The following is a 24,291-nucleotide window of genomic DNA, read 5'->3' on the forward strand; positions in this document are numbered from 1 at the left end:
CCCCACCGCCGGCCACCCCCATCGCCAGGGCGGAGGCGGCGTTGGCCGAGGCGCTGGAGGTGACGGATGGCGAGGACGGGCATTGGCTGGCCGCACGAGCCGGACATCTCGAGCGCGAGCTGGCCCGCTTGCACCGGCCCATCACCACCCCACGCATCAGGATCCACGGCGACCTCCACGTGGGCCAGATGCTCAGATGGCGAGACGGCTACGCGGTCATCGACTTCGACGGCAACCCCACCGTCACGGACGCGGACCCCGGCCAACCCTCGGCCAGGGACGTGGCACAGTTGACGACGAGCCTGGAGCACGTGGCCCAGGTGGCGATCAAGAGAAGGAACACCCCGCCCGACGAAGCAGCCGCCTGGGCGGCCAAGGCCCGCACGACGATGCTGACCGCCTACAAGGCCCGCCTGGCGGCGAAGAACCGCCCGGACCTCCTCGACGAGACCTTGATCCGCCCGTTCGAGGTCGAGCAGGAGTGCCGCGAGCTGATCTACGCAGCCCGCCATCTCCCCCGCTGGCGCTACGCCCCTATGGGCGTCCTCCGCACCTGGTACCCCGAGGAGAACATTTCGTGAATTCTGAGCTCTACCTCTCCGACCTGGAGTCTAAGCCGGAGTCCTTGACGGCCCTGGCCGACGCCCTGACCGCAGAAGACCCCTTCGCGAAGCTCCCGGAGAGTCCGGCAAGGGTGCTGTTCCTGGGCATGGGCAGCTCCCGCTACGCCGCCGGCGTGGCGGCCCTGCGCCTGCGCGCCGCGGGCGTCGACGCCTACGCCGACTACGCCTCGGCGACGGCCACGTACCCGTCCTCGAAGGACACCCTGATCATCCCGATCTCGGCGACCGGCGGCAGCAGGGAGACCCTGGACGCGAGCGACCGCTACGCGCGCGGCCCGGCGTTCGTGGCGGCCCTGACCAACGTGCCTGGTTCGCCCCTGGCCGAGCGAGCCGACCTGGTGATCCCGATGCACGCGGGCAAGGAACGCGGCGGCGTCGCCTGCCGGACGTTCCAGCACACCCTGGCGCTCCTCCTGGCGCTGGAGACGAAGCTGACCGGAGCGGATCGCGATGTTCCCGCGCTGATCAAGAAGAGCGCGGAGGCCACAGCGGACCTCCTCGATCGCCGCGACGAGTGGCTCCCCCTGACCATGGAGCTGCTGGACGGCCCGCACGGCGTCTACACGATCGCCCCGGCCGAGCGCCTGTCGTCAGCCGAGCAGTCCGCGCTGATGGTCAGGGAGGGCCCGCGCCGCGCCGCCGACGCCTGTGAGACGGGTGACTGGGCACACGTGGACGTGTACCTGACCAAGACCCTCGACTACCGCGCCCTGCTCTTCCCGGGCTCCCGCTACGACGCCCAGGCCATGGACTGGGTACGCGAGCGCGGGTCCACCGTGATCGCGGTGGGCGCGGAGGTGAAGGACGCCGCGACCGCCGTCCGCTACGCGCACGACGACGACCCGGACGTGGCGCTGCTGACGGAGACGCTGGTGGCCGAGCTCGTGGCCGCGTACTGGTGGAACTCTCAATGAGCGCGTGCGGTGAGCGCGTGCTCCACGAGCGTGATGAGCGTGTGCTTGACCGCCTGCCGCTCCCTGGCGTCCGTCCGGACGATCGGCACGTGACCGGATAGTGTGAGCGCCTCCCGCACCTCGCTCTCGACGTGCGGGAACTCCCCGTCCCAGCCGTTCAGGCCGACCACGAACGGCATCCCCGACTCCTCGAAGTAGTCGACGGCCGGGAAGCTGTCCGCCAGCCGCAGCGAGTCCACGAGCACCACGGCGCCGATGGCCCCTCGGACGAGGTCGTCCCACATGAACCAGAAGCGGTGCTGCCCGGGCGTGCCGAACAGGTAGAGGATCAGGTCACGGTCGAGCGTGAGCCGGCCGAAGTCCATGGCCACGGTGGTGGTGGTCTTGCCGGGCGTGTGTTCGAGGTCGTCGATGCCCTGGGAGGCCTCGGTCATCACCGCTTCGGTGGTCAGCGGCATGATCTCGGAGACGGAGCCCACGAACGTGGTCTTCCCCACGCCGAAGCCGCCAGCCACGACGATCTTCGTGGAGGTGAGCCGGCTAGAGCCTGCGAAGTCCACTTAAAACCCTTTCGAGCAGGCCCCTGTCCGGCAGGCCCGCCTCCAACTGCGGCTGGTACACCTTGACCAGCCCGTCCGCCTCCATGTCGGCGATCAGCACCCGCGCGACGCCGAGCGGGACGCTCAGCAGCGCGGAGATCTCCGCCACGGACCTGACCTGACGGCACAACTCGCTGATCGCACGGTATTCGCGGGCGTAGGTCGGGCCGAGCTGCGCCGAGGTGGCCGACGATACCAGTGCCTCCATGGCTAGGTCGCTACGCGCCGTGGTCCTGCCGCCCGTGACGGCGTACATCCGGACCAGCGAGCTGCGCTCGGCCTCCGGCTCGTTATGCCACGATGCCACGTCTGCTCCTCATCACCACGAACGACCCGAGGACAGCTCGGCCCGCACCGCCGGTGTCAGCACCTGTCCCGCGCGCTCCACCAGGATCGTCATCTGGTACGCCACCAGCCCCATGTCGCAGTCGGGCGCGGCCAGCACCGCCAGGGAGGATCCGTCACTGATCGACATCACCAGCAACAACCCGCGGTCCATCTCCACGAGCGTCTGGGTGACGCTTCCGCCTTCGAAGACCCGCGCCGAGCCCTGGGTGAGGCTGACGAGCCCGGCCGCGATGGCGGCCAGCTGGTCGGCACGGTCCTTGGGGAAATCTCGGGAGAACGCCATGGGCAGGCCGTCGGCGGAGACGACCACGGCGTGCGCGACGCCGGGAACTTCGTCGACGAAGCTGCTGACCAGCCAGTTCATGTCCCTGGCGGCTTGGCTCAGCTCCTTCATGAGTCCTCCTCGAGCTCTGAGCGCCCCTTGCGCACGCCCTGCTGGTAGCTGGCCAGCCTGTCACGCAGGTGATCAGGGGACAGCGGAGGAGCGGGAGCGGGCGGCGGCTTCGGGTTTGCGGTGCCCGGTACCAGATTCGCGCGCGGCGTCCGCTTCGGCAAGCCAGAGTTGGTGGTCCCGCCTTGCACCGGCTCCGCGGTCGCCCCGGCGGCCTGCCAAGCCTGGTCGGCGGGCGACGACCAGGCGGGGTCCCGGCGGTCGGCGGTCGGCGCCGGTTTGGAGAACCAGCTGCTGTCCTCCACGGAGGCGAAGATCGGCAGGAATTCGTCCTTGGATGCCGCCGGCGTGGCGAACGACGGGTACGTCGCGGGCGGCGTCGTCAAGTCCGGCGGCGGCTCCGGGGACGCCGGGCCGGAATTCGGGTGCGGCGAGCTGAACCACGACGACGGCTCCGGGGCGGCCGGGACGTCGAACGACGGGTGACCGGGCCCGAAGGCCGGACCCGGCTGCTGCCCCTGCCGCGGCACCCGCACGTCCGCCTGACTCCCCCCACCGAACGGCTCCGAGGCGAAGGGCTCCGGCGCGTACGACGGGGAGCCGAACGGCTGCGAGCCGGACGGCTCGGACTCGAACGGCTGGGACTCGAACGGCTGAGACTCGAAAGACTGGGACCCGAACGGCTGAGACTCGAAAGACTGGGACCCGAACGGCTGAGACTCGAAAGACTGGGACCCGAACGGCTGGGACCCGAACGACTGGCTCTCGAACAACGACTGCGATTCGAAAGGTTGCGACTCGAACGGCTGAGACTCGAACGGCTGGGACCCGAACGGCTGCGACCCGAACGACTGCGGGCCCGGCGACTGCATGGCAGGCGATTGGCCGGCGGGCATCGTGCCGGGCACGGCCGTGAGCAACATCGGCGGGATGAGCACCATGGCGGTCAGCCCGCCGATGTCCTGGCGGCGCAGCTGAACCCGGATGTTGTGCCGCAACGCCAGCCGGCCCACCACGAACAGCCCCATGCGCCGCGACACCGACACGTCCACCACCGGCGGGTTGGCCAGCCGCCAGTTCGCCTCGCCCAGCTCCTCCTGGCTCATGCCGATGCCGTTGTCGGTGACCGACAACATCAGCGACCCGCCGTCGATGCGGCTGCTGGAGATGACGACCTTGGTGTCCCGCGAGGAGAAGGAGACCGCGTTCTCGATCAGCTCGGCCATCAGGTGCACCACGTCGGTGACGGCCTGCCCGGCGATGGCGACGTCCGACTGCACCTGGATGCTGACCCGGTCGTAACTCTCGACCTCGCCGAGCGCGGCACGCACGATGTCCATCAGCTCGACCGGCTCGCTCCACTTGCGCGCGGCCTCCTGCCCGGCCAGGACGAGCAGGTTCTCGCTGTTGCGGCGCATGCGGGTGGCCAGGTGGTCGAGCTTGAAAAGGTCGCCGAGCCGGGCGTCGTCGCGCTCGCCCTGCTCCAGCTTCTCGATCAGCGTCAGCTGCCGCTCGACCAGCGTCTGGCTGCGCCTGGACAGGTTGACGAACATGGCGTTGACGTTGGCACGCAGCCGCGCCTCGTCACCGGCCAGCCGCACGGCCTCGCGGTGCACCTCGTCGAAGGCCCGGGCGAGCTCGCCGACCTCGTCCTTGGAGAAGATCCCGATGGGCGGGACCTCGGCGTCGATCGCGCCGTCGCGGGACTCACGCAGGTGCTGGACGAAGGCGGGCAGCCGCTTGCCGGCGATCTCCAGGGCCTCGCCGCGCAGCCGGCGCAGCGGCCGCACGAGCGACCTGGCCACGCCGGTGGTGATCAGCAGCACGGCCACCAGCAGCGCGAGCACGGCTCCCGCGGTCACGAACGCCCGTTGCCGCTCGTCCGCGCTGAGCGCCTCGCTGCGCGCCACGATGCCGCGGGCCTGGCGATCCTCGACCGTGCGCATGGTGTCGACGACGACCTTGGACGCCTCGAACCACTCCTTCGCGTCGTCGCGCCTGCCGAGGTCGAGGCCGCGCAGCGGCAGCCCGTTCGTGGCCCTGATCAGCACCAGCTCACGCAGGAACAACATGCGCTCGGAGGTGTTGCCGTTGACCGTCTCGTCGAAGAAGCGGCGTTCCTCTGCGGTGGCCTCGGCGGCGACGCTGTCGCGCTCGTTGGTCTCCTTGGACTGCTCGCCGAGGAATCGCTTGAGCTGGTCCTGGTCGAACGCTCCCTCGACCAGGACGATGGTGACCAGCGCCTGCTGGTAGGAGACGCTCTCCTTGGCCCGGGCCAGGGCGTCGAGCATGCGGGTCTGCCGGAACAGCTCGTCGTCGGCGCTGCCCTTGATCAGCTCGGTGTGTGCGGACAGCAGGTCGTTGATCACCTTGGTGTAGAGCTCGACGGCGGGGCCGGGGAGAAGATTGGCGTCCAGCGCCTGCTTGCGTAAGGCGGTCAGGTCGTCGAGACGGTTGATCAGCTGCTCGAGCTGGTCGGCGGTACGGCCGGTGACCTCGCTCGCCAGCTGCCCGGTGATGCCGCGCACGTCCTTGGCCTCGGTGTCGACCTCGGACATCTGCGCCTGCACCTCGGCAAGCATGTTCGCGGGCCGGTTGCGCGCGATGTACCAAGAAGTCCTGGCCCGCTCGCCGGAGACGGCGTGGGTGAGCGCGCCCAGTTCCTGCGACAACTGGGCGAACTGGTTCGTCCGTGCGAAGTCGCTCGCCGCGGCGGTCGAGGCGAGCACCTGGATGCCGCCCAGCAGCACGGCGGCGGCCGTCGGAATCAGGATCAGGGCGACGAGCCGTGCGCGGACACGCCAATTTCGCAGACGCCAGTTTCCCTCGCTGGCCTGCCTGTGGCTCAGCTCTGTGCTCACCGAACGCACCTCGCCCGATATCGGCGTATTTGAAGGGTGCTGTGTCCCCTGAGGAAATCAGCAAGTGCCGGTAATTGGAACACATCACACGCTGGGGAGGCTACCCGAACATAACTTGGCAAAATTCAAGTTCTGTGACTGATGTGACGAAGTTGGGACTCCATCTACCAAGTCCGTGAAGCGAGAAATAAGCCCCCAATGCACCTCATGTCAGCATATGGGTGATTTGAACGATTCAACGCATAACACGCCGGAAGCACCCTGATCTCCTGACGGTCACACCGTTTGAGATTGACGTTATTCACGACATATGTTGAGCCCCGGCAAACGAGGAGGCGGGTGTGGGAGATTCTCCCGACAGCGCGGCTATCACCGTTGAGGGCCTTTGGAAGATCTTCGGGTCCAGGGCACAAAGAGTGCTGGACAGCGAGGACCGGCATCTCGAACCCGCCACGCTGCGAGAGAAGACCGGTTGCACCGCCGCCGTCAGGGACGTGAGCTTCGAAGTGCGTCCCGGCGAGGTCTTCGTGGTCATGGGCCTGTCGGGCAGCGGCAAGTCCACCCTCGTACGCTGCCTCACCCGGCTCATCGAGCCCTCCGCTGGCGAGATCAGGATCGGCGGCGAGGACATCGGTCGCGCCTCCCCCGCACGGCTCCGCGAGATCCGCCGCCACCAGGTCAGCATGGTCTTCCAGCACTTCGGCCTGCTGCCGCACCGCAAGGTGATCGACAACGTGGCGTACGGCCTGGAGATCCAGGGCATGCCGAGGGCGGCCAGGCACGCGCGAGCCGGGGAGATCCTCTCACTCGTCGGCCTCGACGGGTACGCCGACGCCTACCCCGACCAGCTCTCCGGCGGCATGCAACAACGCGTCGGCCTGGCCAGGGCGCTGGCGGTCGACCCGCAGGTGATGTTGTTCGACGAGCCGTTCAGCGCACTCGACCCGCTGATCAGGCGAGACATGCAGGCCGAGGTGATCCGGCTGCACCGCGAGGTCGGCAAGACGATGGTGTTCATCACCCACGACCTGTCCGAGGCGCTCAAGCTGGGCGAGCGGATCGCGATCATGCGGGCGGGCTCGATCGTGCAGCTCGGCACCGCGGAGGAGCTGGTGGGCGCGCCGGCCGACGACTACGTGTCCGACTTCATCCGCGACGTGCCCAGGAGCCACGTGCTCACGTTGCGCTGGATCTGCCGCGACCCTGAGCCCGGCGAGCCGCTGGACGGGCCGGAGCTGCCGGTCACCACGATCATCAAGGACGCGATCGGCCTGGCCTCCGCCTCCGGCCGCCCGATCAAGGTGGTGGACGGCGACCAGTTGGCGGGCGTCGTGGACCGCGTGGACCTGCTGACCTTCCTCTCGGGGCAGGACGTCCCGGTCAAGGCGGGCGCATGAGCAGTACCACTGCGGTCAGCGCGCCGCCCAGGGTGAAGGTGCCCCGGTGGGTGGCGCCGGTGGGGGCCGTCGTCCTGTTCGCGGCGGCGTACCTGGCCTTCCGTGGCACGGGGACGCTGCCGCACGACAAGGAGGCCCCGCAGTTCCTGGCCGTCACCGAGCTGCGCGAGTGGATCGACGACCACCGCAACGACAATCCGCTCTTCCTGTACTTCCTCAACTACATCCGCCTCTTCGTCGGCGGGCTCTACGACCTGTTCCAGACCACCTTGTACGCCCTCGGCTGGCCCGGCCTCACCGGCGTCATGGGCGCGCTGGCCTGGCTGGCCGGCGGCTGGCGCATCGCGCTGCTCGCGGTCTCGGGCGTCAGCGCGTTCGGCTTCCTGGGGCTCTGGCAGTCGAGCGTGGACACGCTGGCCCTGGTCGCGGCGGCAGTGCTGCTGTCGCTGGCGATCGGGATTCCGATCGGCGTCTGGGCCGGGCTGTCCGCCCGGGCACGTCGGGCGATCACGCCGGTGCTGGACGTCATGCAGATCATGCCGACGTTCGCGTACCTCGCTCCGCTGGCGTTGTTCTTCCACATCGGCGCGCCGGCCGGGGCCATCGCGACGATGATCTACTCGATTCCGCCGGCCATCCGCATCACCGCGCTGGCCATCTCGGAGGTCTCCCCCACGGCGGTCGAGGCGTCCGCGTCTCTGGGCGCCACCCGCCGGCAGACGTTGTTCAAGGTCTACCTGCCGCTGGCCAGGTCCACGATGGCGCTGGCGGTGAACCAGACGATCATGATGGCCCTGTCCATGGTCGTCATCGCGAACCTGATCTCGGCGCCCGGCCTGGGCGGCGACATCATCCGCGGGCTGTCGCGGGCGCAGGTCGGCATCATGCTCCCCGCCGGCGTGGCCATCGTGGTCATGGCCGTGGTGCTCGACCGGATGATGATGTCGGTGGCCCAGCGAGGGAGCGCCGTCGGCTGGAGGAGCGGCGGGAGCGGAGCGACCAGAGCGGGGGAAGGCGGCGGCGCAGGGGCGACCGAGCGCGCCTCACGGAGTGCGGCCATGAACAGGCCGCATGCCAAACTGAGCAGGATCGACCTGGTGGCGGCCGGCGTGCTGGCCGCCGTCGGGCTGGCGCTCATCCCCGTGCTGCCGCGCGTGTGGCCGGAGAGCTGGACGATCAACGTCGTCGCCGAGGTCAACGACGCCGTCCGCTGGGCTGAGACCACCTGGTACCCCGTCACGACGTTCATCAAGGACCTCGTCACCGCCTCCCTGCTCAACCCGCTGGAGACGCTGCTCACCTCGGCCCCGTGGTGGCTGGTCACGCTCGCGGTGCTGGCGGTCGCCTGGCGGGTCAGCGGCGTGCGGCCGGCGCTGATCGCGCTCGGCTGCCTGCTGGCGATCGCGCTGCTCGGCACGTGGGAGCACGCCATGCAGACGATGACCACGGTCGCCGTCGCGGTGCTGGTCACCCTCGTCATCGGCCTGCTGCTCGGGGTGGCCGCGGCCCGCTCGCCGCGGTACTCGGCCGTGCAGCGTCCGCTCCTCGACGCCGCGCAGACCATGCCGGCCTTCGTCTACCTGCTGCCGGCGCTGGCGTTGTTCGAGACCACCAGGTTCACCGCGATCTTCGCCTCGATCATCTACGCGGTTCCGCCGGTGGTGCGCCTGGTCGAGGACGGCATCAAGGCCGTGCCCGCCACGGTCGTCGAGGCGGCGTCCTCGGCCGGCTCGACGCGGGGGCAGCTGCTGTGGAAGGTGCAACTGCCGATGGCCAGGCAAGCCATCCTGCTGGCCGCCAACCAGGGCATCGTGATGACGCTGGCCATGGTCGTCGTGGGCGGCCTCGTCGGGGCCGGGGCGCTCGGCTACGACGTGGTCCTCGGCTTCTCCCAGCGGACCGACTTCGGGCTCGGCTTCGTCGCCGGCATCGCGACGGTGCTGCTCGGAGTCATGCTCGACCGCATCACGCAGGGCGCCGACAGGCGCTCTTCCCCCCGAAAGAGGAAGTCCCCATGAAGATTCGCCTGCTCGCAGGCCTGCTCACTGCTGGACTCACCCTTGGTCTCGCCACCGCTTGCGGCGGGGCCACGGTCGAGACCTCGCCCAGCTCCACCGCCGCGCCGCAGGGCGGTGCCAGCAGCGCCGGGGGCACTGTCAAGATCGCGATCAACCCGTGGGTCGGGTACGAGGCCAGCGCGAACGTGGTCGCGTACCTGCTGAAGAACGAGCTCGGCTACACCGTCGAGCTGCCCGAGATCAAGGAGCAGCTGGCCTGGGAGGGCTTCGAGACCGGCGACGTCGACGTCATCATCGAGAACTGGGGCCACCCGGACCTGAAGAAGCAGTTCATCGAGGAGAAGAAGGTCGCGGTCGAGGCGGGCTCCACCGGCAACAAGGGCGTCATCGGCTGGTACATCCCGAAGTGGATGGCCGACAAGTACCCGGACATCACCGACTACAAGAACCTCAACAAGTACGCCGAGCTGTTCAAGACCTCCGAGTCCGGTGACAAGGGCCAGCTGCTGTTCGGCGACCCGTCGTACGTCAGCAACGAGGAAGCCCTGATCAAGAACCTCAAGCTGAACTACAAGGTCGTGGTCGGCGGCAGCGAGGCGGCCCTGATCAAGGGCGCCCAGCAGGCGCAGACGCAGCAGAAGCCGCTGCTGTTCTACTTCTGGGACCCGCACTGGCTGTTCAGCAAGACCGACCTGGTCCGGGTCAACCTGCCCGCCTACACCGAGGGCTGCGACGCCGACCCCAAGAAGGTCGCCTGTGACTACCCGGAGATGGACCTCGACAAGATCGTGAGCAAGAAGTTCGCCGACACCGGCGGCAAGGCCTACGAGCTCGTCAAGAACTTCACCTGGACGAACGAGGACCAGAACGCCGTCGCCGACGACATGACCAACAACGGCATGACCGGCGAGCAGGCCGCCAAGAAGTGGGTCGAGGCCAACACCGCCAAGTGGCAGGCCTGGATCCCCAAGTGACCCTGTCGTGCGGTCTCAGAAGTCGGCATGAGATCGCCATGTCACGTCGCGGCTCCTCATTGGCCGGGGGCCGCGACCTCGGAGACCTCTCATGCGCTTGAAGACGCTCGTCGGGCCGCTGGTCGCGGCCCTGCTCCTGACCGCCTGCACCGGCGAGGAGCCCGAAACCGCCGCCGGGTCCAAGGGGACCGTCAACCTCGACATCCACGCCTGGGTCGGATATGAGGCCCAGGCCGCCGTGCTGGCGTACCTGCTGGAGCGGGAACTGGGTTACAAGGTGAACAAGCGGGCGGTGAAAGAAGATCAATCCTGGCGGGATTTCGAATCCGGCAAGGTGGATGTGATCATCGAGAACTGGGGCCACCCGGACCTGAAGAAGGAGTACATCGAGAAGAAGAAGGTGGCCCTGTCGGCCGGCCTCACCGGGAACAAGGGTGTGATCGGCTGGTACGTCCCCGAGTGGATGGTCAAGAAATATCCCGGCATCACGGACTACCGCAACCTCAACGACTTCGCCCATCTTTTCCGGACTGAAAAGACCGGAAATGCCGGACAAATCCTGGACGGCGATCCGACGTTCGTCACCAATGACGAGGCCCTCGTCAAGAATCTCAAGCTGAATTACAAGGTCGTCTACTCGGGCAGCGAGGACGCGTTGATCAAGGCCGCCCAGGCTGCGACGCGGAACCGGACACCCCTTTTGATGTATTTCTACGAGCCGCAATGGTTGTTCACCAAGGTCAAACTGGTGAAGATCGCGCTGCCCCCGTATGCCGTGGGCTGTGACGCCGACGCCGCGAAGGTCGCCTGCGACTACCCGCCGTACCTGCTCGACAAGATCGTCAGCAAGCGGTTCGCGGAGAACGGCGGCAAGGCGTACGAGCTGGTCCGCAACTTCAACTGGACCAACGACGACCAGAACGCGGTCGCCGGCGACATGATCAACGAGAAGATGACCGCCGAGGAGGCGGCCGTCCGGTGGGTGGCGGAGAACAAGATCGTGTGGAAGGACTGGATCCCCCGCTGAGGCTCGCTCACCGGTCCGGTGAACCAGGCCTCGCCCGCCTGTTCACCAGGGCCTCGATGCCGTCGAGCACGCGCTCCAGTCCGAACTCGAAGGCGTGCTCCGGGCTGTAGGCCGCGTTGAGCGCCTCGCCCGCCGCCTGCCCCACCCTGGCGGCCGTCGGGAACCGGTCGGCGTAGGCGATCCGGGCGAAGAAGGGCGCGTGCGCGGCCCACCACTGCTCGTCGCTCATGCCCGTCTGGTTCTCGACCTGCGCGGCCTCGACCGCGCCCCGCGCCGCGCCGTGCACGAAGCCGGTGATCAAGGTGATCACCGAGTCCATCTCCACGTCGGTCAGGCCGATGCCGTCCACGGCACGCAGCTCGTAGTCGTACTTGGCGGTCACGTTCGGCCCGAGCACCGGCCGGCTGGCCGCCACCTGGAGCAACCATGGGTGGCGCAGGTAGAGTGCCCAGTTCTCCCTGGCGATCTGCTCCAGCCTGCCCCGCCAGCCGCCGGGGACGTCCTCCGGCCTGGCGGTCTCGCCGTAGACCGTGTCAAGCATGACGTCGAACAATTCCGGCTTGCCCGGCACGTACGTGTAGAGCGACATCGTCCCCACGCCCAGCCGCTCGGCCACGCGGCGCATGGACAGCGCCTGCAGCCCCTCGGCGTCGGCGACCTCGATGGCCGCGCGCACGATGCGGTCCACACTCAGCTCTGGCTTGCCCTTGCGGCTGGACCGCTCGCTGGTGCGCCAGAGCAGGGCAAGGCTGCGGGCCGGGTCGCCCTTTCCCGATGATTCGATCATCACTCTTGTACGGTACACCGTACGATTGCCGATTCGATTCGTATGGCGTACGGTACAGCGTACGAAGAGGGAGGCGGTATGTCAGCAGTGCTCGCGCACGGGCTGCGCAAGACGTACGGCGACAAGGCGGCTCTCGACGGCATCGACCTGGACGTGGGCCATGGCACGGTCTGCGGCCTGCTCGGCCCCAACGGCGCAGGCAAGACCACGGCCGTCCGCATCCTCACCACGCTCCTGCGCCCCTCGGGCGGCCGCGCGGAGGTGGCCGGGTTCGACGTGGCGACCCAGCCTCGCCTGGTGCGCCGCAACATCGGCCTCGTCGGCCAGCACACGGCCGTGGACGAGCTGCTGACCGGGCGGCAGAACCTCGAGCTGTTCGGCCGCCTCTACCACCTGGGCGGGGCGGCGGCCCGGGTCAGGGCCGACGAACTGCTCGAACGCTTCGGGCTCGAGCACAAGGGGGCGGCCAAGGAGTATTCGGGCGGCATGCGGCGCAGGCTCGACCTCGCGGCCGGCCTGATCCTCGCCCCGCCCGTGCTCTTCCTCGACGAACCGACCACGGGGCTCGACCCACGCAGCCGGGCGGAGATCTGGCGCGTGGTTCGCGACCTGGTGTCCGACGGCACCACCGTGCTGCTGACCACCCAATACCTGGAGGAGGCCGACCAGCTCGCGGACCGGATCTCGGTGATCGACGCGGGCCGGGTGGTGGCCGAGGGCACGCCCGACGAGCTCAAGGCCAAGCTCGGCGGCGACCGGCTCGACGTGGTGATCCACGACCCCGGGCGGGTCGGGGAGGCCGCCGGCATCGTCGAGCGGGTCGCGTCGGGCCCGGCCGAGGTCGATCACGACACCAGGCACGTCTCCGCGCCGGTGAGCGAGCGGGTGAGAGCCCTGACGGAGGTGCTGGCGGCGCTGTCGGCGGCCGGGATCGAGGCCGAGGACGTCGCGCTGCGCAGGCCGACTCTGGACGAAGTCTTCCTCGACCTCACGGGAGGCGGCGCGAAATGAGCACGATCTCGACGAAGGAACGTCGGCTGTGGTGGGCTCTGGCCGACGGGTGGACGGTCGCCCGGCGCGACCTGATCCACTGGGCCAATCAGCCGATGACGGTGGTCTTCGGGGTGCTCTTCCCGGTGATGATCACACTGGCCTTCGGCTACCTGTTCGGCGGCGCGGTGAAGGTGCCGGAAGGGGCGGACTACTTCGCGTTCCTCATGCCGGGCATGTACGGCATGACGATGCTCTTCGGCCTGAGCGCCACCATGGTCGCGGTCGCCACCGACGCCTCCAAGGGCGTCACGGACCGGTTCCGCTCGATGCCCATGGCGCCGTCGGGTGTGCTCATCGGGCGTGCCATCGCCGACCTGCTGCACTCGGTGCTGGTGCTGGCCGGCCTCCTGGTCTGCGGGCTGGCGGTCGGCTGGCGCCCGGCCACGCTGCCGGGCGCGCTCGGCGCGGTGGGCCTGCTGCTGCTCCTGCGCTTCTCGCTGCTGTGGGCCGGGATGTACCTGGGGCTGCTGACCAGGGACCCGGGTGCGGTGGTGGCGATCCAGACTCTGGAGTTCCCGATCGGATTCCTGTCGAACGCCTTCGTCGCCCCGGACACCATGCCGGGCTGGCTGGGCACGATCTCGGAGTGGAATCCGCTGTCGGCCACGGTGGCGGCGGCCAGGGAGCTGTTCGGCAACCCGGGCTGGGGCGGGGTCTCGTGGGTGGCCCAGCACTCCGTCCTCATGGCGGTGTTGTGGCCGCTGGCGATCACCGTCGTGTTCTTCGTCCTGTCCGTCCGCCTCTACCAGCGCCTCGATCGCTAGTCCTCGGACAGCGCCCGCTCGTACGCGAGCAGCGTCTGGACGGGCGTTTCCCCCTGGACGCATGTTCCCGGAGCTCAAGGACGTCCTCGACCGGCTGTGCGGCAGCTCGTCCCGGTGCTCAACTCGCCGGCCCGGGCGCCCTGGACTAGTGGACGGGCGCCGCGCGCAGGCGTACGACGTGCTCGACCAGCGCGATCAGCGTCGACTTCACCGACTCGCGGTCGCGGGCGTCCGTCCGCACCACCGGCACGTGCGGCGGGAGCGCGAGCGCCTCCCTGACCTCGTTGTCGGAGTGCAGGAACTGCCCGTCCCACCCGTTGATGCCGATCACGAAGGGCAGCTTGGCCTCTTCGAAGTAGTCGATCGCGGGGAAGCTGTCGGCCAGGCGGCGGGTGTCGGTCAGCACCACCGCGCCGATCGCGCCCCGCACCAGGTCGTCCCACATGAACCAGAACCGGTGCTGCCCGGGCGTGCCGAACAGGTAGAGGATCAGGTCGCGGTCGAGCGAGACCCGGCCGAAGTCCATGGCCACGGTCGTGGTCTGCTTGTTCGGGGTCATCCCGAGGTCGTCGATGCCCGCGGACGCGTCGGTCATCACCGCTTCCGTGGTGAGCGGGAGGATCTCGGACACCGCCCCCACGAACGTCGTCTTGCCGACGCCGAACCCCCCGGCGACGACGATCTTCGTCGACGTAAGCCCGGGGCTAGAGCCTGCGTAGTCCACTGAGCACCCTTTCGAGCATGTTGAGGTCTGGCTGTCCCTGGCTGAGGCGTGGCTGGTGCAGGCGGACAAGTCCTTCGTCGGACATGTCCGCCACGAGCACCCTCGCCACGCCCAGCGGGACGCGGAGCAGGGCCGAGATCTCAGCGACCGACCGGAACGTTCTGCACAGCTGCATGATGGCCTCCTGCTCGGGGGTGAGCAGGACCATCTCTTCGTCCGGGATCGACATGGATGAGATCAACGTCTCCATGGCGAGGTGATAGCGCGGCTCGGAACGGCCGCCCGTCACCGCGTAAGGACGGAACAGGGGCTCTTCTTCCCCGATTCCGTCAGTGCCGTACACGGCCCTCTCCCATCAGTTCCATCACATCACCGCGTCCTGGCGGCCTGGAGTTCGGCGCGCAGGGCAGGCGTGAGCGCTTGACCCGCTCTGTCTACCAGCAGCGTCATCTGATACGCCACCAACCCCATGTCACAATCAGGACCCGCCAGCACCGTGAGCACCGAGCCGTCGCTGATCGCCATGACGAGGAGCAGGCCACGCTGCATCTCGACGACGGTCTGCGTCACCGCGCCGCCCTCGAACACCCTGGACGCGCCCACCGTCAGGCTCAGCAGGCCCGCCGAGACGGCGGCCAGCTGGTCCGCCCGGTCCGGCGGGAATCCCTCCGAAGCGGCCAAGGACAGGCCGTCCGCGGAGACCACGACGGCATGCGCGACTCCTGGCGTGTTGCGGACGAAGTCGGTGATCAGCCAGTCGAACTTGTGCGCTTCATGGCTAAGGGTTGTCACGCATCCTCCCCGGCGGGACGCTTACTCACTCTGTTCCTCCTGTCCACGAAGTTCCTGGCGGCCCCGTCGCACACCCTGCTGGTAACTGGCCATCCGGCTGCGTATCCGGTCTGCGGAGACCGGCTGCGCAGGCGCCTGCCGCTGCTGCGGCTGCTGTGCCGGCGCCGCGGGCTGCTGGCTCGCGGTGCCGGGCACCAGGTTGGCCTTGGGGGTGCGCTTCGGCAGCCCGGCGGCGGTGATGCCGCCGAGGCTGGGCTCGCTGGCTGCGGCCGCCGCCCGCCATCCGGCGTCTGCGGCCGTTCGCCACGCTTCCTCCCCAGAGGGTACGGCTTGCGCGGGAGTGGCCCTACCCTCGACCTCGGCCGCGTGCTTCGGCTGCTCGCCGGGCGGCCGGCGGAACCAGGCGGACTCCACCGACGCGAAGATCGGCAGGAACTCCTCCTGCTCCGGCTCCATCGGCGAAACCTCGACCGACGGCGTGGGGTCAGGTCTGCGGACGTCGTTCGTGGCGTACGACGGAGGCGTCTGGAACGCGCCATTTCCAGAGGGGTGCGACCCCACGCTCGGGTACGACGAGTAGGCCCCGGACTCGAACGAGGGCGTCTGCCTGCGGTAAGAGCCCCCGTCGGTGTCGGCGGTGAACCCGGACATCCCGGCGCGACCGGGATCGGAGCCGAACGGCCCGGGCCCGGGCCCGGGTCGCTGCGGGCCAGGCATGCTGTCGTACGAGCGCGGGTCGCGGTCCACCGACTCGAAGTTGCCGAACGACCGGAACGTCCCGTTCGCCGGCGCCTGCGGTCCCGGCGCACCGAAGGAGGGCGCCTGCGATCCGGGCGCACCGGAGCTCGCACCGAACGCCGGCGCGGTCCCACCGCCGAACGCCGGGCGCTGCGGCAGCGGCTGCTGCGTGCCGTCGGCGATCAACGTGGGCGGCAGCAGCACCATGGCGATCAGACCGGCGCCGTCGCCCCTTCTGAGCTGCACTCTGATGCCGTGGCGCAGCGCCAGACGGCCGACCACGAACAGGCCCATGCGCCGCGAGACCGACACGTCCACGACCGGCGGCTCGGCCAGGCGGCGGTTGGCCTCGGCCAGCTCGTCCTCGGTCATGCTGATGCCGGTGTCGCTCACCGACAGCAGCGCGCCGCCGCCCTCGATGAGACTGCTGGTGACCACGACCTGGGAGGTGTTCGGGGAGAACTGGATGGCGTTCTCGACCAGCTCGGCGACCAGGTGGACCAGGTCGTTCGCGCAGCTGCCGAGCACCGACGTGGCGCGGTGCACCCGGACCTGGACGCGTTCGTAGCCCTCGACCTCCGACAGCGCGGCGCGGACGACGTCGACCAGCTTCGCCGGCTGGCTGCGCCGCCGGGTCGCCTCGTGACCGGCGAGGACCAGGAGGTTCTCGGAGTTGCGGCGCATGCGGGTGGCCAGGTGGTCGAGCTTGAACAGGTCGGACAACCTGGCGCCGTCCTGCTCGCCCTTCTCCAGACCGTCGATCAGCGAGATCTGCCGCTCGACCAGCGTCTGGGTGCGGCGCGAGAGGTTGACGAACATCGAGCTGATGTTGCCCCGCAGCTCCGCCTCCTCGCCCGCCAGGCGCACGGCCTGCCGGTGCACCTGGTCGAAGGCCCGCGCCACTTCGCCGATCTCGTCATTGCCCTCGATCTCGATCGGCCGTACGTCGCCGACCGCGGCGTCGCCGTTGACCCGGAGCTGGCGGACCACGTCGGGCAGACGGAAGCCGGCGATCTCCAGGGCCTCGGTACGCAGCCGGCGCAACGGGGTGACCATGGAGCGGGCGATGGCCACGGTGAGCAGCAGGACCAGCACCAGCAGCGCGACGATCAGCGAACCCGCGATGATCGCGCTGCGGATCTCGGACTCGCGCAGCTCCTGGCTGCGCAGGTTCACCTTGGCGGCCAGGTCCTGCTCGAGGTCGTGCAGGACGTCGATGACGACGCCGTTGTTCTCGAACCACTCCTGGCGGCTGGCCTTGGCGGAGATCAGGTTGTCCGTGATCCGGACACCAGGCGCCCGGCCGCTGGCCAGCGTGATCGCGCGGGACTTGGTGAGCTGGACACCGACGTACTCGGGCTTGGCGGTCAGCAGCTTGGACAGCTCCACACCGGCCTCGACGCCGGCTTCCGTGCCGACGGTGGCGATGTCGTCCAGCTGGCGGGCGTTGGAGGCGATGAACTGCTCGACGGTCTTGGCGTCCACGTTGTTGGGGTTGTAGGAGGCCTGGAGCAGCAGGACACGCTGCCGGGAGACCTCCTCCTTCGCCCGGGCGAGCGCGCTCAGCGCGCGGAACTGCCCGACGATCAGGGAGTCCTCGGACATGAGGCTCAGCTCGTCGTGCAGCTTGAGCAGGCTGTCGGTGAGGAAGTCGTACTGGATGGTGCGGGTCTGGCCCTCGGCCCTGATCCTCGTCAGCCGGCTCAGGTCGCCTCGCGCCTGGTCGGCGGCCTTCACCACCCGCGGGCCGTAGGAGTCGTCGATCGTGCCGAGGTCGTCGCGTACGGTCGCGACCAGCTTGTCGACGGCCGCCTTGCGCTCGGCGATCGGCTGGGCGAGCGTCTTGCGCATCGCGCGGCTCGCGCCGATCCAGCCACCGGTGTCACGCTCCAGACCGATCGCCTGAACCAGGTCGCGGATGCGGCCCGCCTGCTCGGCGGCGGTGGCCGTACGGTCGTAGTCGCCGATGCTCTGGACCGAGCCCACCACGCGTGCGCCGCCCAGCACGACGGCGGCGATCGTCGGGACCAGGATGAGTGCGGTGAGACGCCACCGCACGCGCCAGTTGCGCAGGCCAAAGCGTGGCAGCGACCGCTTCCCTCGGTCCCGCTTCGCGGCGACGCCGCTGTCGGAGTTCCCCGTAGTCACTGCTTCCGCTACCCCTCACATCGTCCCGTTGGCAACGGGCCCTCAAGCCGTCCACAAGGTATCCGAGCAACCGACCAAACCGGCAATTCCGACACAATCGTTACATAGGTGACGGCAGTCGTGTGCTGGTTATCGCAGTGCGGAAAGCACTTGATCGCGGACTTGCGCCCTCTGCGCGTCGTCGCTGAGGGGGCGACCGGCGCGATCGACAACGTAGAAGACGTCCACGGCCTCCGCGCCGAGAGTCTCTACGCGAGCGGCTCTCACGTCAAGACCGCACTCCCCGAACGCCCGTCCTATACGCCACAGCAGTCCGGGCCTGTCATGGGCCCTGACTTCCACGACGGTGGCCGTCGCGGAGGCGTCGTCGACCAGGGTCACCCGAGGTGGGGCCACGGGTACACGGGGCGGCCGCACGGCCCGCGAACGGCGGGCCAGCCGCTGCTCGATGTCAAGACGACCAGCAAGGACGAGGCGGAGGTCGGACTCCAGGGTGGCGGGGTCCGGCGGGGTGCCGTACTCGGGGACCACGGAGAACTCGATCACGGCCGTGGAGCCCGCGGAGGCGGACGAGGCCGAGCGCACGATGAGGCGGTGCGCCGACAACACGCCGGCGGCGCTCCAGAGCAGCCCCACCCGGTCGGGGGCGACGACCGTGACGGAACCGCCGTTGACGCGCACGGCGCCGCCGCCGTGCCTGGCCAGCCCGGCCTGTTCCGCCGACAGGGTGGGCGGCTTGGGTGGCGGCGAGCCGGCCAGCACGGACCTGACCCGGCGCACGAGGTCCGCGACCAGCCCGGCCTTCCAGCTGTTCCAGGCGGCGGGACCGGTCGCGTTGCCGTCGGCGATCGCGAGCGCGGCCAGCAGTTCGAGGACCTCGCGCGAGCCGACGGTGGCGGCGACCTTCTCGATCGTGACGGGGTCGTCGAGGTCCCTGCGGGTGGCGGTCTCGGGCAGCAGCAGGTGGTGGCGTACGACGGTGGCCAGGGTGTCCACGTCGGGCGCGGGCAGGCCGATGCGGGTGGCGATGTCGCGGACCACGACCTCGCCGGTCGCCGAATGGTCGCCGGGCCAGCCCTTGCCGATGTCGTGGAAGAGCGCCGAGATCAGCAGCAGGTCGGGACGGGAGACCTCGCGGGTGTGGCTGGCGGCGTTCGCGGCGGCCTCGATGAGGTGCCGGTCGACGGTGAAGCGGTGGATCGGGTGGCGTTGCGGACGGTGGCGTACCCGCTCCCAGTCAGGAAGCAGCTTGACAAGAATGCCGGCCTGGTCGAGCTCCTCCCACACGGGCACGGCGGCGCGGCCCGCACCGAGGATGGACACCAGCGCGTCACGGGCCTCGTCGGGCCACGGCACCGGCATGGGAGGCGACTGAGCTGCGAGAACGGACACCGTCGCGGGCGCGAGCGGCAGCCCGGAGTCGGCCGCGGCGGCCGCCGCGCGCAGCACCAGGACAGGGTCCTTACGAGGGGTGACCCCACGGGCGAGCACCACTTCGCCGCCGTGTTCCACCACGCCGTCCGCCAGCGGACGGCGGCCTCGGGGCGCCGGCCCTGACAGGAGCCGGTCAACGGTGCGCCAGGTGCCGTCGAAAGCATGAGAGATCGTGCGGCCCGCCTCGGCGAGCCTGCGCATCAGCGCCTCGGCGTCGAGCAGGCCGAGCAGTCCCGCCACGGCGTCCTGCTCCTGCAGGACCAGCCGGTCGGTGCCGCGGGCGGTGACGACGTGCAGCGCGTGCCGCACGTCGAGGATGAACTCGTACGCCTCCCGCGCCCGGGGACCCGGCGCGGAGGCGACCCAGGCCGCCGCCACGGCCTGCATCGCCTGGACGTCACGGAGCCCGCCGCGACCGTCCTTGAGATCAGGTTCGAGGAGGAAGGCCAGCTCACCGCTGGTCTGGGCCCGCTTGTCGGCCGCGTCCCGCAGCTCGCCGAGCCTGCGCCGGGAGTCCGCCCGCCACTCGGCGAGCACCGCCTCCCTGGCCTTCCTGGTCAGTTCGGGGTCGCCGGCCACGTGCCTGGCCTGGATGAGGCCGAGCACGGCCTTCAAATCCTGCCTGGCGACGGCCACGGCCTCCTCGACAGTGCGCACGGAGTGGTCAAGGCTGACCGCCGAGTCCCAGATCGGATACCAGATCCGGTCGGCGATCCTGGCCACGTCGGGCCGACCGTTGTGCAGCAGAACCAGGTCGAGGTCGCTGCTGGGGGCCAGTTCGCCCCTTCCCAGGCTGCCGACGGCGACCAATGAGACGTGGTCGCCGTCGCTCGCCGTGCGGAAGAGATCCTTGAGCCAGCGGTCGGTGTCCGCGGTCCGCTCCTTGCGGGCCGCGGCGTACGAACGGGCCTCTCCCCTCACTCCTGTGCCCCCTTGCCGAGCTTCGCCCGGACACCGTTGTCCGGGTCATCGGCGTAGCTTCGCCGCAGATCAATCATGGAAACCCTGCCGAGCTCCGCTCCGACGCCGTTGTCGGAGCTTCGCTGCCGTGTCAATGGCCTCGCTCCGCGAGGACGATCCTGTGATGGATGTCCTCGCTTCGCTGCGGATCCATCACAGGGCCTCCGGGCCCCGCTCTCCCGTTCGCACGCGGATGACGGTGTCCACGGGAACGGACCAGACCTTGCCGTCACCGATCTTGCCGGTGTGGGCGGCCTTGACGATGACGTCGATCACGTCCTCGCTGTCATCCTCCTCGGCGAGGACCTCCAGCCGGACCTTGGGCACCAGGTCGACCTGGTACTCGGCGCCGCGGTAGACCTCGGTGTGGCCGCGCTGCCGGCCGTAGCCGCTCGCCTCGCTGACCGTCATTCCCTTGATGCCGAACTGTTCCAGCGCGGCCTTCACGTCATCCAGCTTGAAGGGCTTGATGATCGCCGTGATGAGCCTCATGCGTCCACCTTCTTAGGAGCGGGGGCGGGGCCGTTGGAGGACGTCACGCCCGAGGCGTGGAAGGTGCCGATGTCGTAGCCGGTCTCGGCGTGGGTGGTGATGTCGACGCCGGTGACCTCGGCCTCTTCCGGGATCCGGAAGCCCATCGTCTTGTCGATGATCTTACCGAGGATCCAGGAGATCACGAAGGAGTAGAGGCCGACCACGACCGGGCCGAGCACCTGGAGGCCGAGCTGGCTGATCTGCCCGCCCTCGATCAGGATGCCCTTGTTCTGGCCGGGCAGGAACGGGTAGGCCGCGAAGAAGCCCAGCGAGACGGCGCCGATCACGCCGCCGACCAGGTGCACGCCGACCACGTCGAGCGAGTCGTCGTAGCCCAGCTTGTACTTCAGGCCCACCGCGTAGGCGCAGGCCACACCGGCGAGCAGGCCGATGACCACGGCCGCCCACGGGTCGACGAAACCACAGGCAGGGGTGATGGCGACCAGACCGGCCACCGCGCCGGAGGCGACACCGAGCGTGGTCGCGTGACCGTCGCGCAGCTTCTCCACCAGCATCCAGGCGCCGGCGGCGACGGCCGTGGCGATCTGGGTGTTCATGAAGGCCAGACCGGCGGTCTGGTCGGGAGCCAGCTCCGAGCCGGCGTTGAAGCCGAACCAGCCGAACCACAGCAGTCCGGTGCCGAGCAGCACCAGCGTGAGGTTGTGCGGCCGCATGGGCTCCTTCTGCCAGCCCTTGCGCTTGCCCAGGACGAGCGCGAGCGCGAGCGCGGCGGCGCCGGCGTTGATGTGGACGACCGTACCGCCGGCGAAGTCCTCGATGCCGAGCTGGGTGAGCCAGCCGCCGCCCCAGACCCAGTGAGCGACGGGGAAGTAGACCACCGTGGCCCACAGCAAGGAGAACACGACCCAGGCGCCGAACTTGGCCCGGTCGGCGATCGCGCCGCTGATCAGCGCCACGGTGATGATGGCGAAGGTCAGCTGGAATGCGGAGAACACCATGAGCGGGAAGTTGTCGGCCGCCGCGGCTTCGGCAGTGACGTTGCCGCCCTCGAGGATGAGGCCCTCGTACACGGCGTTGAAGACCCCGCTCAAGCCGAGGTAGTCCAACCCACCAACGATCTTGTTGATGAAGCCGGAGCCATCGCCGACGGCGTCGAACGCGAGGGAGTAGCCGTAGAGCACCCAGGCGACCGTGACGACGATGATGCTGACGAACGACATCATCATCATGTTCAGGACGCTCTTGGCCCTGGTCATGCCCCCGTAGAAGAACGCGAGGCCCGGAGTCATCAGCAGCACCAGGGCGGTGCATACCAGCATCCAGGCGGTAGTGCCGCTGTCGATCATCGAAGCGACCCTCCTTACATGTGACGTGTGGCCACAGCGTGTTCGCCTGGGGTTTCGTGGCGCGACCAGGTGTGTTTCACATTCGTGAATCTCGCCACACTGGTGTTTCAGGTACGTTTCGGGCGCCTCACGGCCCGCTATTTCGGTGATGCGATTACCGGCATGCGATACTTAGGTTTGCCTAACTTAAGAGATCAAGGAATGCTCATGCGCCTCCGCCTGGCCGTCGCCGCCATGCTCCCCCTGCTCACCCTCGCCGCGTGCGGGACCGCCACCTCCTCCCAGGAGACCGGTCCCACCCGGACCGTCAAGCACGCCATGGGAGAGACGAAGGTGCCGATGACCCCGCAGCGGGTCGTGGTGCTCGACACGGACAAACTCGACACGATGGTCTCGCTCGGCCTGGCGCCTGTGGGCGCGGCGCAGGCCCAGGAGAACCAGAAGTGGCCGCAGTACCTGGGCTCGTCATTGTCCGCCACCAAGGCGGTGGGCACCCTCCAGGCCCCGAACATCGAGGCCATCATGGCGCTCAAGCCGGACCTCATCCTCGGCTCCAAGTTCCGGCAGGCCGCTTTCTACGACAAGCTCAGCAAGATCGCGCCTACCGTGTTCACCGAGAGGGTCGGCGTCACCTGGAAGGAGAACTTCCTGCTCGACGCCGAGGCGCTGGGCAAGAAGGACCAGGCCACGCAGCTGCTGTCCACCTACGAGACGCGGGCCAAGGAGGTCGGCACGAAGTTCTCGAAGCTGGAGGTCGGCATCGTGCGGTTCATGCCAACCGAAATCCGGATGTACGGCCCCGAGTCGTTCAGCGGCATCGTGGTGGGCGACGCCGGCATCCCCAGGCCCACGGCGCAGCAGCTCGCCGACCAGGAGGACAAGCGCTTCGGCAAGCTGAGCCAGGAGAACATCGCCAAGGCCGACGCCGACGCGATCTTCTACAGCGCGTACGGCGAGGCCGCCGCCAAGTCGCAGGCCACGGTGACCGGCGGGCCGCTGTGGAAGGGCCTGGAGGCGGTCAAGTCGGGCAACGCCCACAACGTGGACGACGAGATCTGGATGCTGGGCATCGGCGTCACGGCCGCCGGCAAGATCCTCGACGACCTGGACAAGTACCTGGCGCCGCTGGCCTGAGTCAGGAGAGGCGTACCGGGTCGCCCTTCCTGGCCCGGCCGGGCCGCGCCACGCGGGCGTACACCCCCGCGCACGGTTGCGGCCCCATGTCGAACACCGGCACCCGGTTGTGCCTGGCCACCGTGCGCAGCGCGTCGACGTCTCGCCCCAGCGGCCCGTGGGCGAGCGTCGGCACCGCGCAGCGCGGGCTCGCCACGATGACCTCCAGCACCACCTCGTCGCCGACCTGCAGCTCCCTGCCCACCCAGGCGTTCTCGGGAAAGCCTTGATGGGCAGTCGCGATGACCAGGTTGGGCCGGTAGCGGAGCGCCTCGACGTGGCCGCGCGGGCTGAGCGCGCCGATCCGCTCCACGGTGGAGGTCGAGATCAGGTGGATCGGCGCGAAGTCGAAGAACGTGCCGCCGGGCGCGGCGGCCCCTAGCGTGCCGACGGTGTGGGGCACCTCCGCCTCGATCCCCTCGGCCAGCACCCGTTCGGGAACGGAGCGTTCGAACTCGGCGCCTTCCGGCGGCACGTCGATCAGCCGCACGTCCCGCCCCAGCAGCCTGGACAATTCCGCATTCCCCGGGACGCGTGCCCCCTCGATCGTCAGCAGATCCCGCCAGAGCCGCGGGTTCTTCGCGCTGGCGATCTTCCCGGTGGCGACGTCGAGCACCGCGCGCGCCCGGTCACCGGCCAGCCCGCGCTCGGTCACCTCGCTCGCCGCGACCTCCTCGCCCAGCATCGACTTGACCGGATAACGACGCAGCGTCTCGACATGCACC

Annotated in this window: 21 protein-coding genes and 1 pseudogene; 9 read left to right on the top strand and 13 right to left on the bottom strand. The window is 69.2% G+C overall.

Translation table 11 applies throughout. The annotated features are described in order from the left end of the window. Window positions 1-581: pseudogene (locus tag ETD86_RS54965) on the top strand (hypothetical protein); the annotation flags it as partial. After that, window positions 578-1,537, top strand: a complete 960-nt coding sequence (locus ETD86_RS09145) for an SIS domain-containing protein (RefSeq protein ID WP_138665673.1) — start codon at window positions 578-580, stop codon at window positions 1,535-1,537. The pseudogene ETD86_RS54965 and the gene ETD86_RS09145, both read left to right, overlap by 4 nt. Here ETD86_RS09145 and ETD86_RS09150 read toward each other — a convergent pair. From ETD86_RS09150 to ETD86_RS09165, 4 genes are all read right to left on the bottom strand, one after another. Next, window positions 1,531-2,097, bottom strand: a complete 567-nt coding sequence (locus tag ETD86_RS09150) for a GTP-binding protein (RefSeq protein WP_138665674.1) — start codon at window positions 2,095-2,097, stop codon at window positions 1,531-1,533. The genes ETD86_RS09145 and ETD86_RS09150 overlap by 7 nt on opposite strands. Continuing rightward, window positions 2,078-2,392, bottom strand: coding sequence for a DUF742 domain-containing protein (locus ETD86_RS09155; RefSeq protein ID WP_246147808.1), 315 nt, complete (start codon window positions 2,390-2,392; stop codon window positions 2,078-2,080). The genes ETD86_RS09150 and ETD86_RS09155 overlap by 20 nt, the downstream gene beginning before the upstream one ends. Window positions 2,393-2,455: 63 nt before the next feature. Further along, complete coding sequence (locus tag ETD86_RS09160; protein WP_138665676.1) at window positions 2,456-2,878, bottom strand: roadblock/LC7 domain-containing protein; 423 nt, start codon at window positions 2,876-2,878, stop codon at window positions 2,456-2,458. Next, on the bottom strand, window positions 2,875-5,736 hold the full coding sequence (locus ETD86_RS09165) for a sensor histidine kinase (protein ID WP_246147802.1): 2,862 nt from the start codon (window positions 5,734-5,736) through the stop codon (window positions 2,875-2,877). Before ETD86_RS09165 ends, ETD86_RS09160 begins: the two co-directional genes overlap by 4 nt. Window positions 5,737-6,152: 416 nt before the next feature. Here ETD86_RS09165 and ETD86_RS09170 point away from each other — a divergent pair, with 416 nt between their 5' ends. The 4 genes from ETD86_RS09170 to ETD86_RS09185 all read left to right on the top strand — a co-directional run bounded on the left by ETD86_RS09170 (window position 6,153) and on the right by ETD86_RS09185 (window position 11,152). Beyond that, entirely contained in the window at window positions 6,153-7,133 is a 981-nt protein-coding gene (locus tag ETD86_RS09170; protein ID WP_138665677.1) for a quaternary amine ABC transporter ATP-binding protein, read from the top strand. Then, on the top strand, window positions 7,130-9,151 hold the full coding sequence (locus ETD86_RS09175) for an ABC transporter permease (protein ID WP_138665678.1): 2,022 nt from the start codon (window positions 7,130-7,132) through the stop codon (window positions 9,149-9,151). Before ETD86_RS09170 ends, ETD86_RS09175 begins: the two co-directional genes overlap by 4 nt. Continuing rightward, entirely contained in the window at window positions 9,148-10,125 is a 978-nt protein-coding gene (locus tag ETD86_RS09180; RefSeq protein ID WP_138665679.1) for an ABC transporter substrate-binding protein, read from the top strand. The genes ETD86_RS09175 and ETD86_RS09180 overlap by 4 nt, the downstream gene beginning before the upstream one ends. Window positions 10,126-10,216: 91 nt before the next feature. Continuing rightward, window positions 10,217-11,152, top strand: a complete 936-nt coding sequence (locus ETD86_RS09185) for an ABC transporter substrate-binding protein (protein WP_138665680.1) — start codon at window positions 10,217-10,219, stop codon at window positions 11,150-11,152. A 7-nt stretch (window positions 11,153-11,159) separates the two neighbouring features. On the opposite strand, the gene ETD86_RS09190 is transcribed toward ETD86_RS09185, so the two are convergent. Further along, entirely contained in the window at window positions 11,160-11,939 is a 780-nt protein-coding gene (locus ETD86_RS09190) for a TetR/AcrR family transcriptional regulator (RefSeq protein ID WP_138665732.1), read from the bottom strand. Window positions 11,940-12,017: 78 nt separating this feature from the next. On the opposite strand from ETD86_RS09190, the gene ETD86_RS09195 reads away from it, so the two are divergent. Then, on the top strand, window positions 12,018-12,950 hold the full coding sequence (locus ETD86_RS09195; protein ID WP_138665681.1) for an ATP-binding cassette domain-containing protein: 933 nt from the start codon (window positions 12,018-12,020) through the stop codon (window positions 12,948-12,950). Beyond that, entirely contained in the window at window positions 12,947-13,756 is an 810-nt protein-coding gene (locus tag ETD86_RS09200; protein WP_138665682.1) for an ABC transporter permease, read from the top strand. The genes ETD86_RS09195 and ETD86_RS09200 overlap by 4 nt, the downstream gene beginning before the upstream one ends. 145 nt (window positions 13,757-13,901) lie before the next feature. On the opposite strand, the gene ETD86_RS09205 is transcribed toward ETD86_RS09200, so the two are convergent. The 7 genes from ETD86_RS09205 to ETD86_RS09235 all read right to left on the bottom strand — a co-directional run bounded on the left by ETD86_RS09205 (window position 13,902) and on the right by ETD86_RS09235 (window position 22,393). After that, a complete protein-coding gene (locus ETD86_RS09205) occupies window positions 13,902-14,480 on the bottom strand; it encodes a GTP-binding protein (protein ID WP_138665683.1) in 579 nt (192 codons plus the stop codon). Continuing rightward, complete coding sequence (locus ETD86_RS09210; RefSeq protein ID WP_138665684.1) at window positions 14,461-14,823, bottom strand: DUF742 domain-containing protein; 363 nt, start codon at window positions 14,821-14,823, stop codon at window positions 14,461-14,463. The genes ETD86_RS09205 and ETD86_RS09210 overlap by 20 nt, the downstream gene beginning before the upstream one ends. A 26-nt stretch (window positions 14,824-14,849) precedes the next feature. Then, window positions 14,850-15,272: a roadblock/LC7 domain-containing protein gene (locus ETD86_RS09215; protein WP_138665685.1), complete on the bottom strand. Its 423-nt coding sequence runs from the start codon at window positions 15,270-15,272 to the stop codon at window positions 14,850-14,852. 21 nt (window positions 15,273-15,293) lie between these two features. Beyond that, window positions 15,294-18,068, bottom strand: a complete 2,775-nt coding sequence (locus tag ETD86_RS09220) for a nitrate- and nitrite sensing domain-containing protein (protein WP_170222966.1) — start codon at window positions 18,066-18,068, stop codon at window positions 15,294-15,296. Window positions 18,069-18,287: 219 nt separating this feature from the next. Then, window positions 18,288-20,513: a [protein-PII] uridylyltransferase gene (locus tag ETD86_RS09225; RefSeq protein ID WP_138665687.1), complete on the bottom strand. Its 2,226-nt coding sequence runs from the start codon at window positions 20,511-20,513 to the stop codon at window positions 18,288-18,290. A gap of 192 nt (window positions 20,514-20,705) precedes the next feature. After that, window positions 20,706-21,044, bottom strand: a complete 339-nt coding sequence (locus tag ETD86_RS09230) for a P-II family nitrogen regulator (protein ID WP_103955876.1) — start codon at window positions 21,042-21,044, stop codon at window positions 20,706-20,708. Beyond that, window positions 21,041-22,393, bottom strand: coding sequence for an ammonium transporter (locus ETD86_RS09235; protein ID WP_138665688.1), 1,353 nt, complete (start codon window positions 22,391-22,393; stop codon window positions 21,041-21,043). The genes ETD86_RS09230 and ETD86_RS09235 overlap by 4 nt, the downstream gene beginning before the upstream one ends. Before the next feature lie 207 nt (window positions 22,394-22,600). Here ETD86_RS09235 and ETD86_RS09240 point away from each other — a divergent pair, with 207 nt between their 5' ends. Continuing rightward, entirely contained in the window at window positions 22,601-23,527 is a 927-nt protein-coding gene (locus tag ETD86_RS09240) for an ABC transporter substrate-binding protein (protein ID WP_246147804.1), read from the top strand. 1 nt (window position 23,528) lies between these two features. Here the strand turns inward: ETD86_RS09240 and ETD86_RS09245 are convergent, their stop codons facing one another. Beyond that, window positions 23,529-24,290 carry an MOSC domain-containing protein gene (locus ETD86_RS09245; protein ID WP_246147805.1) on the bottom strand — a complete coding sequence of 254 codons (762 nt, stop codon included), beginning with the start codon at window positions 24,288-24,290 and terminating at the stop codon, window positions 23,529-23,531. Window position 24,291: the final 1 nt, after the last annotated feature.

Source organism: Nonomuraea turkmeniaca, from assembly GCF_005889735.1.
Lineage (GTDB): Bacteria > Actinomycetota > Actinomycetes > Streptosporangiales > Streptosporangiaceae > Nonomuraea > Nonomuraea turkmeniaca.

What these genes read in the sequence shown, in the direction of transcription:
- ETD86_RS09155 (WP_246147808.1), bottom strand. Translation starts at nt 2,392, where the DNA reads ATGTACGCCGTCACGGGCGGCAGGACCACGGCGCGTAGCGACCTAGCC.
- ETD86_RS09180 (WP_138665679.1), top strand. Translation starts at nt 9,148, where the DNA reads ATGAAGATTCGCCTGCTCGCAGGCCTGCTCACTGCTGGACTCACCCTT.
- ETD86_RS09235 (WP_138665688.1), bottom strand. Translation starts at nt 22,393, where the DNA reads ATGATCGACAGCGGCACTACCGCCTGGATGCTGGTATGCACCGCCCTG.
- ETD86_RS09175 (WP_138665678.1), top strand. Translation starts at nt 7,130, where the DNA reads ATGAGCAGTACCACTGCGGTCAGCGCGCCGCCCAGGGTGAAGGTGCCC.
- ETD86_RS09160 (WP_138665676.1), bottom strand. Translation starts at nt 2,878, where the DNA reads ATGAAGGAGCTGAGCCAAGCCGCCAGGGACATGAACTGGCTGGTCAGC.
- ETD86_RS09200 (WP_138665682.1), top strand. Translation starts at nt 12,947, where the DNA reads ATGAGCACGATCTCGACGAAGGAACGTCGGCTGTGGTGGGCTCTGGCC.
- ETD86_RS09185 (WP_138665680.1), top strand. Translation starts at nt 10,217, where the DNA reads ATGCGCTTGAAGACGCTCGTCGGGCCGCTGGTCGCGGCCCTGCTCCTG.
- ETD86_RS09230 (WP_103955876.1), bottom strand. Translation starts at nt 21,044, where the DNA reads ATGAGGCTCATCACGGCGATCATCAAGCCCTTCAAGCTGGATGACGTG.
- ETD86_RS09190 (WP_138665732.1), bottom strand. Translation starts at nt 11,939, where the DNA reads ATGATCGAATCATCGGGAAAGGGCGACCCGGCCCGCAGCCTTGCCCTG.
- ETD86_RS09195 (WP_138665681.1), top strand. Translation starts at nt 12,018, where the DNA reads ATGTCAGCAGTGCTCGCGCACGGGCTGCGCAAGACGTACGGCGACAAG.
- ETD86_RS09240 (WP_246147804.1), top strand. Translation starts at nt 22,601, where the DNA reads ATGCGCCTCCGCCTGGCCGTCGCCGCCATGCTCCCCCTGCTCACCCTC.